General features: G+C 32.6%; 5 protein-coding genes and 1 pseudogene. 3 read left to right on the top strand and 3 right to left on the bottom strand.

What is annotated here, in order from left to right:
- Window positions 1–3276 (bottom strand): Cna B-type domain-containing protein (locus G9F74_RS28135; RefSeq protein ID WP_165406364.1); only part of this gene is annotated, 3276 nt, incomplete at its 3' end.
- A 2097-nt stretch (window positions 3277–5373) separates the two neighbouring features.
- Between G9F74_RS28135 and G9F74_RS28130 the strand changes: the two genes are divergently transcribed.
- Window positions 5374–6165, top strand: coding sequence for a carbonic anhydrase (locus G9F74_RS28130; RefSeq protein WP_016106970.1), 792 nt, complete (start codon window positions 5374–5376; stop codon window positions 6163–6165).
- A 1556-nt stretch (window positions 6166–7721) separates the two neighbouring features.
- Here G9F74_RS28130 and G9F74_RS28125 read toward each other — a convergent pair.
- Window positions 7722–8963 carry a glycosyltransferase gene (locus tag G9F74_RS28125; RefSeq protein ID WP_165406363.1) on the bottom strand — a complete coding sequence of 414 codons (1242 nt, stop codon included), beginning with the start codon at window positions 8961–8963 and terminating at the stop codon, window positions 7722–7724.
- Window positions 8964–9482: 519 nt separating this feature from the next.
- On the opposite strand from G9F74_RS28125, the gene G9F74_RS28120 reads away from it, so the two are divergent.
- The gene (locus tag G9F74_RS28120) at window positions 9483–10097 is read left to right on the top strand and encodes a TetR/AcrR family transcriptional regulator (protein ID WP_016106972.1); all 615 of its coding nucleotides are present in this window, start codon (window positions 9483–9485) and stop codon (window positions 10095–10097) included.
- Window positions 10098–10189: 92 nt separating this feature from the next.
- Here the strand turns inward: G9F74_RS28120 and G9F74_RS28115 are convergent.
- Window positions 10190–10886: pseudogene (locus tag G9F74_RS28115) on the bottom strand (IS6 family transposase).
- Between the two features lie 434 nt (window positions 10887–11320).
- On the opposite strand from G9F74_RS28115, the gene G9F74_RS28110 reads away from it, so the two are divergent.
- On the top strand, window positions 11321–12559 hold the full coding sequence (locus tag G9F74_RS28110; RefSeq protein ID WP_165406362.1) for a cytochrome P450 family protein: 1239 nt from the start codon (window positions 11321–11323) through the stop codon (window positions 12557–12559).
- Window positions 12560–13915: the final 1356 nt, after the last annotated feature.

Here is a 13915-nt window from a genome sequence, read left to right as displayed (position 1 = left end):
GGCATCATATGCCGCTAAGTCTGTAAACGCATATTTCCATTCGCCCGCTGCGCTCACTTCTTTTGTATCAATTACTTTACCATTTTGTAGTAAGTCTACCTTGATTGTTGTTGGACGATTTGTTGCGTTTCCGTCCTTCCACGTCTTCGTTCCTTCTACTGTTGTTTGTGCCACTTTTGTATTTGTAATGTCATAACCTTTTACTTCGGATTTATATCCATCTACTGGTTGTTCTTTTACTTCATACTTATACGCATTTCCGTCGGCATCATATGCCGCTAAGTCTGTAAACGCATATTTCCATTCGCTCGCTGCGCTCACTTCTTTTGTATCAATTACTTTACCATTTTGTAGTAAGTCTACTTTGATCATTTCTGGACGATTTGTTGCGTTTCCGTCTTTCCATGTCTTTGTTCCTTCTACCGTTGTTTGGCCTACTTTTGTATTCGTAATATCATAACCGCTTATCTCTGGTTTGTATCCCGCTACTATGTGTTCTTTCACTTCATATTGATAAGCTACTCCATTCGCATCGTATGCTTCTAAATCTGCAAATATATATTTCCAACCTATTACTGCTAGTACGTCTTGTGTTTTGATAACATTTCCATTTTGTAGTAAGTCTACTTTGATCATTGTCGGACGATCTGTTGCATTTCCGTCTTTCCACGTTTTTGTTCCTTCTACTGTCATTTTCGCTACTTTTGTATTTGTAATGTTGTAGCCATTTACTTCTGTTTTGTATCCCGCTACCGGTTTTTCTTTCACTGTATACGTATAAGCAACACCATTTGCATCATATTGCGCTAGGTCTACAAATGTATAATTCCAACCGTTCGCTGCTGTTACTTCTTGTGTTTGGATTACATTTCCGTTTTGCAGTAAATCTACTTGGATTGAGCCCGGACGATCTGTTGCATTGTTGTCATTCCATGTTTTCGTTCCTGAAACAGATGTTTTTGCATCTTTTGTATTGGTAATGTCATAACCGTTTACTTCTGTTTTATATCCATCCACCGGTTGTTCTTTTACTTCATACTTATATGCATTTCCTTCGGCATCATATGCTGCTAAGTCTTTGAATTCATATTTCCAGCCTGTTGCTTCACTTACTTCTTGCATCGCAACTACTTGACCATTTTGTAGTAAGTCTACCTTGATTGTTGTCGGACGATTTGTTGCGTTTCCGTCCTTCCACGTTTTTGTTCCTTCTACCGTTGTTTGGCCTACTTTTGTATTTGTAATGTCATAACCGTTTATTTCTGATTTGTATCCCGCTACTGGTCGTTCTTTTACTGTATACGTATAGGCACTACCATTCACATCATATGATTCTACATTTGTAAATGAATATTTCCAATCATTTGCCGCTGTTACTTCTTGTGTTTGGATCACATTTCCGTTTTGTAGTAAATCTACTTGGATTGAGCTTGGACGATCTGTTGCATTTCCGTCTTTCCACTTCTTTGTTCCTTCTACTGTCATTTTCGCTACTTTTGTATTTGTGATGTTGTAGCCATTTACTTCTGATTTGTATCCCGCTACCGGTTGCTCTTTTACTGTATACGTATAAGCAACACCATTTGCATCATATTGCGCTAGGTCTGCAAATGTATAATTCCAACTATTTGCTGCTGTTACTTCTTTTGTTTGGATTACGTTCCCATTTTGCAATAAGTCTACTTGGATTAAGCTTGGACGATCTGTTGCATTGTTGTCATTCCATGTTTTCGTTCCTGAAACAGATGTTTTTGCATCTTTTGTATTTGTAATGTTGTAGCCATTCACTTCTGATTTGTATCCCGCTACTGGTTGTTCTTTTATTGTATACGTATAAGCATTACCATCATTATCATATGCAGGTAAATCTGCAAACGTATAATTCCAATTATTCGCTGCTGTTACGTCTTGTGTTTTGATTGAATTTCCATTTTGCAGTAACTCTACTTGAATTGAGCTTGGACGATCTGTTGCATTGTTGTCATTCCATGTTTTCGTTCCTGAAACAGATGTCATTTTTACTTTATTCGGAATAGTAAGCTTTACACCTTTATCAGCACTTGCATCAATGGTAAAAGGTACTTTTACTTGAGGATCAAAATCCAAATAGTTTGGACCTGCAATCTCCTGTACATAGTAATTACCTGGGTCTAAATTTGGAACCTCGATCATACCTTGTTGATCGGTTGTATACGTACTACCAATTTGCTGACCTGACTCCGTATACAAGTTAAATGAAACATTTGGTATAAATTTTGTCTCATCACCGGCAATGTGCTTCACAATTCTTAACGTTCCCTTAGGAGGTAAATCGCCTTGCGCACCGCCGCCCTGATCTATATTGTTAACTCTACTACTACCCGAAGTTGATACAGGATTTTCATTTGTAATCTTATACTCAACCGTATATTGATTATCAAAATAAGGTTGACTCTTTCCACTTGCAGTTATAGTAGATGTATAGGAGAAAGCAAAAGTAATACCACTTGCCTTATCCTTATTAATAACAACTTTAAACGCGTTATCATCAATAAAAGTAACCGTTCCATAACCTTGGGCTTGAAATTCTTGAGGTGTCATTGGAGCGGCAAATCCTCCAATACGGAAACTATCTTGATTAAGTGTTTGTCCCGATCCTAAAGTATCTGTCAAAACAATATCTGTATCTACATTTTGTTTTGCACCATTTATATTTAACCACCAATTTATTATATTGGTATCTTCCGGTTTAATATTGCCCCCTTTAGAGTGCATTGTTCCAGGGCTAGTCCCCCCATTATTAGTTGGACCAGTAATCGTTACTTTTTGAGACTCTAAATTTGTACCTAGATCCGTATTGATTGTTTTCTTTTCTCCTGCTGCTACATCCTGAGTTGCTTCAATTTGAAAATAAAAATGCCCCCTAACATTTAGAAGTTTCTCAGCTACATCACTAAATGTACATACCACATTAGTTGTATTTATTTGACAAGTACCAAAATTTTGCCCTTGCTCATTGTTCAATGGAATCGTTCCCTTGAATCCTTTTAATTCCGGGGGCAACGTTAATATTAAGGTGTCTCCTGTTTTTATTTTCAATCCAGGTTTTTCACTAAAATTAACGCGTATTCTCGTCTGTTCACCGACACCTAGTTCCGTTTTATCGAATATAAAACTATCAACTAGTCCTGTTTTATTTAATTCTTGTGCATTTGCTATTATGGATGTGAAACTCTGACCTATAGTAAATATAAAAAGCATTAGAATCGAAAAAATCGAAGTTACTCTCTTGATCATGTCATTCTCCTATCAGTTATAATTAGATGGCTCTAATATGAATATGCAATGACAATGACTTTATAGGCTGATGGTATTCCATTTCTTTTAATCGTTATACACATAAAACTTGAAAACAAATTTCTATAAATAATTCTCTTGCACTCTATTAAACTTCATTTTTTTAATGTAACATTACTTTCACTAAGTTTAATATTTACAAGTTAAACAATTTTCGATATAATTGTAACTGGTGAAGTTACGTTTTTCATCATTCCTATAAAATCCCGAGATTTTATATCATATCTACCGTCTTATTTTGAGCATACATTTCTGATTAATAATGTTTTTATTTCAACGCTATTAGTTTATTGATATTACTTTTCATTGTTTTTATATTCACAATATCAATATATTCAGTTTTTAGAGCTCTCTTTTTAATGATTCACAACATTATTTACCAGAATCTTTTCCCCCTCCTATAGGCATTCTTTCATGCTCCCATCCGTAATATAGGACTTTTTTAATGCCAAAGATAGTTTTTGTAGTTTTTGTAATTGATTTTGTAATTAAAGAAACCAAACGTAAATTAATACCCCTCTTGAGATAAAATACTTATTTTATACTCCCTCCTATATACACCAAAATATTGTCCTTAAATAATTGTTCTAAACCACTACCTAATTCTTGATTCATTTAGTAAAAATATAAACCACAAATAATTTTGTTTATTCATATGTCACTTGGAAATCATTTCTCAGATTTGTAATTAGATAGTCTTATAATTTTCAAAAAGATCACCAAAACGTTCAACAATTTTGGTCTACTTATGCATTTAGCATCTTAATTAAAATCCGCATGAATAATAAACTCCATGGCTAAATCTCGTTATACCAAATCTTTAATGAAAGTCTCAGTTTGTTGACTAGATTCATAATTATTTGTATGAACTCAAATTTATCATTGCTAGATTGAAAAAACAGTCTCAATTCTCTCTACAAATATTTGTAATAAGTATGTCATTAATTAAGATGTCATAAAAACAACAGAATACTTCCCCTCTACTTTTACCGAATAATTACATTCCAGTCACCTCGCTATCTATTTATAATGTTCAATATTATATATAAAACAAAGAAAGAGTAGTAAACTTGAATATTATTCATTTGAACATTAGACTGAATCTTCAGTATTTTCTGTTCAAATGGGGATATTTCCGGCCACTCTTTCTTTGTATTATGAGTTTAGCACTAAATATAAGGTATCACAAGACAAAAAATCACAAAATTCTAACAAATTCGACATTTTTTTCACAAACTAATGTTATCACTAACTAGTAGAGGTCACCATACCTCTCCATCAACTTAAAAATTTTATGACGCACTTATAAAAAATTGTACATTTTCATCTTGAGAATTCAATCTTTTTATATTTGGGCTGTTTTTTAGCTTGATGTTGATAGAGAGTGGATCCAATTAAACTAATTTTCTCTATTTCGCAAATTTAGGAAAATAACTTCGTGTTGAAAACTCTTCAACATAACCAGAAATACATAGTATCACATCAAAGAATATAAATCTATATTGATTTTTTTTTAATAATTTATATATAATTATAATAAATATAAAATAAAAGTCAATATCAATTAGAAGCGAGGATGATAAATATAGGAATGACAAAACATCTATGCTTCGGAATGAATGCAGTAACGCCAACTAAATATGACCAGGCTAAGTAATTTGAATCATAATTAAATTACTTAATTAATTTTGGCTATGGGTAAGAAGTTATTCTATTTAGTACTACATGAAGACAAATAGAACGATAGAAATGTAATATGCTCTTACTTCCATTACTCATAGTATTTAAAAATTATCGCCTGCAACCTGACTTTGTATAAAGATTTTCTAACTTGGGTAAGAAGCGCAGTTATTCCTTTTCTCCTAAATTAACTTTATAGTTTCCGTATTCCATTTTTCTATTTAATAACTTAAATTGCATAACAATCGAGACATGCTTCTCTAAATTCTTAATATTTTTGACGAATTTGTAACAGAACCTTTAGTTACAAGCAATATTCTTTAAATACAATATTTTATCATCTAAGGAGGAAACAGTATGAAAGGCTTAAAGTTTGTTTATAAAACTCCCCTTATATTAACAATGAGTGTAGTGTTGATGGGATGTAACACAGCAAAACAAGAGGCTCCGCAAAAACAATCTACGAAGAAAAATACGCAGTGGTCATATGAAGGGGCTACTGGTCCAGGGCACTGGGGAGAATTGAAACCAGAATACAAAATGTGTTTAAATGGGCAAGAACAATCTCCGATAGATATCAAAACTGAACAAATTAAATCAACAGTTGATAATAATCCTTTGCAAATAAACTATCAACCAATATCATTTTCCATTAAAAATAATGGGCATAGTATTGAGGGAAAAGCAAATAGTTCTGACAATTATCTCACGCTAGGAGGAAATCGTTACACATTAAAACAATTCCATTTTCATACACCAAGTGAGCACCAATTTGAAGGAAAACATGCAGATATGGAATTACATCTAGTCCATCAAAATGATCAAGGTCAGTTAGCAGTAGTAGGTATTATGATAAAAGAAGGACAAAAAAACGAAGGTTTTGCAGCTATGTGGCAAAATCTCCCGCACAGAAAAAATATAAAGGCCGATGTGCAACATACCATTGATGTAAAACAGATTCTTCCTTCAGATCATTCATCATTTCGTTACATGGGGTCTTTGACCACACCTCCTTGTACTGAAAATGTCCAATGGATTGTGATGAAACAGACAATAGAGATGTCCAAAAAACAAATTAAAGTGTTCCATAAATTATTCCCAACGAATAACCGACCAGTTCAACCAATTAATAGACGAGCAATATTATAAAAATCAGTAGTGCGAACCAATCCTTTAATCTACACTACTAATTTTGTATGTTTATTGCGCGAGAATCATAGCGAAGTTTTTAAAATCCAGACAATTTAAATAACGATTGTCTTGCTCAATGAAATTATTAATTTTTTTGCCCTAGTATAGAAAAAAGAAAAAGATAACATACTAGATATATTTTATATATAAATCATTAGCAAAAATCTTTTTGAAAAATAAAACCCTATAATTATTATATAATAATTATAGAATAAATAAGCAATGAACATTATAATTCATAGTACATGTCTTACTTAACAAATACCTTAAAATAATAAAATAAATTATATTTTTACAAAAGAAAACAACCTGTATAAAAACAGATTGTTTTCTTTTAAGGGTAAAACAAAGAAAGAATGGCAAAAAAGACACAAACTTATACAGCACAAAAAGTAGATCGATTAGATAGAACTAAGAATTCTGATATCATACTAGTTAGGGTTTCTGTTTACTCTTTCTTTGTTATTATGAATATAGCATCAAAAAGACATATATCAACAAAAGGTAACATAATTGTTACTTTTTCGGCATTTAATTATACCCCCTTACAAACCATATCTTAATAATGAGAAAAGTGACGTACTTTTTTCATTACTTTCAGTATAGACAGTGATATTATTTTTTGTACCAGTACGACAAAAACTGCTGTCCTAATGGGACAACAGCCTTTTCATTATACTGCATCTTCCTTTTGTAATGTATTATTTTTTTAATCGTAATTGAAGTAAACTAAAAGTTTACTTACAAAACATATTGCAAAGCCACCCCATGTTTTTGCTGGACGTTATAACGCAAAAAAACAACCTGTATAAAAACAGATTGTTTTCTTATGTAGGGTGAACAAAGAAAGAGTGGAAAAAAATGCACAAACTTCTTCGACACAAGAAGTACATAGGTAGAGAAAACTAAAAATTCTGAAATATCACTTGATAAGGGTTTTTTGTTTACTCTTTCTTTGTTATTATGAATATAACATTCAAATCGACATATATCAACAAAAAGTAACAAAGTTGTTACCTTTTCAGCATTTAATCATAATTCTCCCATTCGGAACATATTTTGTATTTGATATGAAATTGAAATGCATACTTGCTTATTTTCAGCAATTGCAATACAAACTATTTCATTTATCATTTTCTTCCAGAAGACTCCCCCTCAAAAATGTGAAGGTGTGAAACAACACTTTTAGTTGGGAGCTGAATGTAAGTTCGCATAGGCCAACATGTTTGCTAGCATTTACTGATACAGATTGCTGTTCGAAAACTGAAGATATGAGGTTGGTTGCAGAAAAACTTTGCAACCGTAAACTCTTCAACGTTCTATCGCCCCACGCTTGCCGAAATTTCGAAAACCAAGCCAAAGTAGGTAGTGTGTGGTGAGTCAACGTACAAGATACTTATGTTCTCACCGTAGGGACTACAGGTAGAGCCTGCTAAGATAAACAGTAGATACATCGTTGTTCTCAGGAATCTCCCACTTCAAACCGTCCGTAAGGACGTTAAGTGGTGAGTAGTTCAATTTATAGCGAAATGATTTATTAAGAAGTTAGCAGCATTTACTGGACCATCAATATCTTCTAAAAGCTCCTGCATTTTTTCTGCTCTATCATGCATCTCTTTATTTGTTAAAGAAAATTGTATTAGTTCACCAAGCTTTTTAGTTGTTATATCTTTTCTTTTAAGAGCTAATGCATTACCAAATAGAACGCATTCATTTATATTGACCTTTTGTTCTGCTTGCAGTCCAAGTCCAAGGAATGGTTTTCCAGACAAACAAGCTGTTTGAACTGTCCCTTCCCCACCATGAATAATAGATAAATCTATTATGTTTCCCAATTTATGGGCAGGAAGCAAATCACAAAGGATTATATTCTTATTACTAGAAAAAACATTACCACTAGACGCAAGTATTTTCTTCATAGGGCATATAACTATTACAGGTAGCTTCTTTAAAACATGTAAGATTTTCATGACAATTTCTTTACTTCCAGAGCTTCCCATTGCAAAGTAAATAACTGGTTGATTAGTGGGAAGACTATCTAAAAATGAAGGTATGGGCGTATCCAGTTTTGCATAAACCGGGCCAATATATTTATAGTTAGCAGGAAGATCGTCCACACCACTAATTTTAGGAATGGTTGTAATTAAATTACAATCGGCATCTAGTGCATCTATGGTGTATTTTGGAAGTTCTACTCCTTCTTCTTTTGCCAATTTAGAGAAAGATTTTGGTTTATAAGTAATACCTAAAGCAACCTTTTTATAGAGATTCATAGTAAATTTTTTGGGTAAGAAAAGCTTATTAATTATAGAAGGTAATTCTAGGTGTCCTTTTAATAAAAAGGTTCTTGTATATGCTAGTGGTTTAATATATACAAGTGGTGTTTGACAAGCTCTCGCCGAAATAAACATACTTAATGTAGTTCCGATAACGACAACCGCCGGACAGTAAGTATTTATAATTCTTTTCTCATTCTCAATTCTTTTTTTGAGATGTTCGTATGTAAAGGGATGTTTTATGCCCTTCATCTGATCGACTTTCATGAGTTGAGTAATATCTTCTTCACTTAAAACTGGTTCAAGGTGGATAAATTTAAAATTAGCTTTTTCAATAAGATAAGCATATTTTCTAGAGTATCCTATAAATATGCAATGAAAGTATTCGGAACATTTCTTTGCTACTTCTATTGATCTGGTAGTTTCGGCCAAGTTAAAAGTTTCTGGTGCAAAAATAATATTTTTTTTAATTATTCTCATCCTTCTCAAGCATATTAACTTTATATATATAATTGCAGTCTATATATAAGTTTTTACTTTTATTCTATTTTCATCTAGATAATTGTTAGTATGTTTTTTTCAGGCTCATAGGTACTATAGCTTTAACTCTTATTTTTGGTTTCATTTGTTTGTATCTTTCTTTCGAACTGTATTTACTGCACTTTTACAACCTAAAATTAGCGGATTATCTAAGATTTCATAAAAACAAAACTAGCGATGATAACTGCGACCACAATGCATAAAAGGAAACCTAGAACCATCTTTTATTTAAAAAGTTGCTTCACTATATGCCTTTTAAATTATTGCTCCTAGCATTTGTTTAACAAACAGAGAAATAACAAACAATGTGTAATTGATAATAACCTCATGTTGTTTATAATGGAATTATATCGCTTTTTCCATAAAATTCAATTTACATTTAAGGCATAAATGTAAATTAAAAAACAAAAGGATGAAATCTGTTGTCTATAATGACAATAACGAACGGAGAGGTATAAATTGTTGAAAAAGGCGGATTTGCGAATTATACGAACAAAAAAATTTATATATGATGCTTTTATCAAACTGATAGCGGAAAAGGGATACGATGCTATTACCATTCAAGACATCGCAGATGAGGCACTCATCAATCGGGCAACATTTTACTCGCATTACAGGGATAAACAAGATTTGTTAACAAAGCTTAGCGAGGGTGTACTAGAAGAGTTGGCAAGCAAGATGGTCTTATATGCCCATGTGCAGGGACATCAAATAGATTTTTCGAAATTCGAGGAAGTTTTACAATCAATATTTGAGTGTATAGTAAAACATGCAGACTTTTATAAAACCATGTTTGGGCCTCATGGTATTCATGATTTTAACCTACAAATGCAGCAGACTATTATGGATAACCTTGAACGAAATTACATCGAGCTTAAAATTTGGGAACATGAATCAGATATTCCAAAGGATATGGTATTACGTTTCTTCACTTCCTGTGTTGTTGGGATGGCAATTTGGTGGCTTCAAAATGACATGAAATATTCACCGAAATATACTGCACAACAATTAGTGAAGCTTATGACTAAAGGACCCTTTGGTGCGGTAGGTTTTACTTTTTTTAATGAGCACTAGAAAGAGCAACTGTACCAGGCATTGCAAAGGGTTCTGGTGTAAAGATAGAATAAAAGATAATAAAGCGCATAGATTTCTAACGGAATCATATCTTATGCTGTAAGTCCAAACAATTGATGGATAATTCTTTCTCGTTTTGGACAGACTGGTCCCGTAAATCGACCTGTTCTTTTTTAATCATATGTATGGCTTCTACTCCAAAAAGAATAGATGTAACTGTGTCAAAACATTGGAATCCTAGCATAGATCGAATTCGCTTCTTTATAAAGCAATGATCTTGTTCTACTATGTTATTCAGGTACTTTTGTTATCTAAGTCGCATATCACCAGGTATGCTTTTTTTCTTTTTTCAATTGCTATAAGATAAGCTGGATTTTTATCGACTGTTATAACACGAGGTTTTGAAACATGAAAAGACTGCAAGACCTTCTTGAAAAAGCGTTTTGCAACCTTCAGGTCTCGTGTTTTGCTCAGGTAAAATCGATTGTATTTCCTTTCGAATCAACAGCACGATACAGGTACATCCATTGACCTTTTATTTTCATAAATGTTTCATCTTCCCTTCAGGAGTCACTGGTTTGTTTAAGGTGACGTCAGATTCATTTGTCAAATTCAGGACCGTACTGATGAACCCAACGCATAATCGTTGTATGAGAAATGGATAAGCCCCGTTCCTCCATCATTTCCACTACATCACGAAAACTGAGGTTGTACCGTAGATACCATCTTACCGTTAACAAAACAATTAGGCTGATAATGCTTCCATTTGAATACATTTTCTTTTTCTATACCAATCACGCATCCTCTTTAGATTAGTAGTATCAGTATGTCCAAGGTTTGTAGATTTATTGTAATTGTCCTAAAGCTTTTGCACCAGTGCCCTTTTTCTCCATGCAAGTAAGTAAGGAAAGAATTCATAGTTTTTTGACATGTCGCAAGTCAAACCAACTAGATCCAATATTCTTCTCTATACTTTTATGATAATAAGAGAGAGATTTGCATTAAAGAATATTTTATGCTATTTATAAATAATTGTAATTTTAAAACTTTGGTACATATAAATTATATTAAAGTAGGTATATATCAAAGGATTAAATTTTTTATTTCACCAAGTAAAGTAATATTTTATCGGAATATTCTTACCTTTCTCGAAGTTGGATGGTTTATAATGCAAATTAGGTGCTGCAGCGACCTAGATCTTTATAAAGATGGAGGTTATATAAATGTCTTCGAAAAATGAACTGAATTTTAAGCTATTATTCGAATCACAGTTATCTTCCCCTGTATTTAAACAGGACGCATATGATATCTATAAAGAATTGCGCGAATGTCACCCTGTTTATCCTTTATCTTCAGGAGAAAATAGTCAAAGTTGGTTGATTACAAGATATGAGGACGCAATTTCTTTATTGAAAGATGCTAAACTAATGAAAAATATTAAAAACGTATTCTCTAACGAAGAAGACGTGGACGTCCCTATTTCCTTAGAGAATAGGGACCTTTTAAGAAATCATATGCTCAACTCAGATCCCCCTGATCACAATCGTCTACGATCACTTGCTCAAAAGGCATTTACCCCTAAGATGATCATACAACTTGAAGGCCAAATTCAATATATTGCTGATACTTTATTAAATAAAATAGAACATAATAATTCTATAAACCTTGTAAGTGATTATGCTTTCCCTTTACCTATTATGGTAATTAGTGAAATGTTGGGTGTTCCGCCTGAAGATCAGCATAAATTTAGAGTTTGGTCACAGGCAATTATTAGTACCCCACATACGTTAGAGGGCATGCAGAAAAACAATCAAAAATTAGGAGAATTTGCTGAATATATACAGCATTTAGTTAGTAAAAAGAGAGAACAACCTGCTGACGATTTAATTAGTGCACTAATAAAGGCTGAAAGTGAAGGAACGAAATTAAATGCATCTGAATTATATTCGACAATTACGTTACTTATTGTTGCTGGACATGAAACAACAGTAAATTTAATTACAAATATGACCTTGGCCTTGCTGGAGCACCCAGCTCAGTTACAAAAACTTCGTCAAAATCCCGATTTAATTGATTCAGCAATTGAAGAGGCATTACGGTTTTATAGCCCTGTTGAACTAACGACTTTACGTTGGACAGCAGAACCCTTTACAATGCATGGGCAAGATATTCAATCAAAAGATAGAATTATTATATCCGTAGCATCTTCTAATCGTGATGAAAAGATCTTTCCAGACGCTGATGTATTTGATATTACAAGAAAAAACAATCGTCATATTGCATTTGGTCATGGGAGTCATTTTTGTCTTGGTGCACCACTCGCTCGTTTAGAAGCAAAAATTGCAATTTCTACACTGTTACACCGTTTGCCAGATATACAGATACAAGGTGAAAGAGAGCAAATAAAATGGAAAGAAAACTACCTAATGAGATCATTAGAAGAATTGCCTCTAAAGTTTTAAATCCTTTAGTTATTAATAAAGATTTTAGAGAATAGTATCCTGTCCTTTAGGCAGACAGTAACAAAGAGTTCTCTCGTATGATGAATTCAGCACTACTGTTTTATTTAAAGGTAACAAATGATTACAAATAAGGTTTCATCATTTACTTATCGAAAAATAAATGTTTTAATTTTGGATGTAAGGTCCTTACATTCTATAAGATACAAAAGAAGTAAATTTCAGTTTTTTTGTATCTATAATTTAAGCTTAGTAAATATTTAATAAGTATGTATGTGTTGTAGATTATTCGATAAGTGAAAAAGCAAAAAGTATCATCTGTGGTATTACCTCAAACCAAACAAGTAACACCTCTTCAATATACAATTAGATTTTATTGTGTTTTGAAATTCATGGGGTACAGTGAAGAAAAAATATTTAGAAACACTATGGAAGAACCTTTATTTAAGTTCCTGTTATGGAATTATTGGAGTTCTTTCTTAAAACTTATCATGCTTAACATTTAAATAATCTTGAAGTGCAAAATTTCACCAAAAAAAGGAAATAAAAAGAGTGACACCTTGTGAATCAGCATGAATTTCTGCAAAAGTCTAAAGTATGAGATGCAATTTAAAGTTAAAACAGATATGACAATTTATACTCACTATCTTTGGCTCATATAGTGGGTATAAATTGGTTGGTTTTAGTGTTAAAGGTGTATTGAAAATTGAAGTAAGTTAGGGATTTTAAAATAAATTTGGGACAAATATCTCTTGAAGCGAAGAATACGCAGTATCTCAAAAATGTAATCTCGCTAATGACTCTGATCCCAAATATTCGTAGCAGTATTATAATCAAGTAAATATACCCTAAAACCTACTCTGATGGCTACAAAATCTGTAAACAAACAGCGAATTTAAATTTATATAATTCACGAAAGTTGAAGCAAAGAATACAGTTACTACAATACCCTTTGCTTTTACAGGCTCACTTAAACGGGTAATATAACTTTAATTCATTCAGATATGTAAAAAAATACAAAATATACGACCCCTAAGTCTTTAAAGTGTTTATATAAAAATGACGTAGAATATGTTCTACGTCATTTTTATATATATGAGAGGTATCCACCTCTTCAGAATAATGGTGTCGCTTTTAAATAAAGTCACGATGCTTTAAAAAAAGATACGATGTTTATAATAAGGTCACGAAGGTTTGAAGACATGTCTTATGAGTTGTAAAACATGATCCCTTCAGATTATAAAACCTAAGTCTTTTGTAAGTTCTCCCAAAAGAGAATGAGGTGAACTACCCGCCACTTAACGTCCTAACGGACTGTTTGAAGTGGGGGCTTCTCGGTTAGTCGTTACTTTTGGTAGC

Source organism: Bacillus sp. EKM202B (genome assembly GCF_011066025.1).
Classification (GTDB): domain Bacteria; phylum Bacillota; class Bacilli; order Bacillales; family Bacillaceae_G; genus Bacillus_A; species Bacillus_A toyonensis.
Note: the sequence above shows the minus strand (reverse complement) of the source record. Positions and strands in the feature narration are given on the sequence as shown.

Bases quoted from the DNA above. Each gene is read 5' to 3' on its own strand.
- G9F74_RS28110 (WP_165406362.1), top strand. From the start codon at position 11,321: ATGTCTTCGAAAAATGAACTGAATTTTAAGCTATTATTCGAATCACAG.
- G9F74_RS28130 (WP_016106970.1), top strand. From the start codon at position 5,374: ATGAAAGGCTTAAAGTTTGTTTATAAAACTCCCCTTATATTAACAATG.
- G9F74_RS28125 (WP_165406363.1), bottom strand. From the start codon at position 8,963: ATGAGAATAATTAAAAAAAATATTATTTTTGCACCAGAAACTTTTAAC.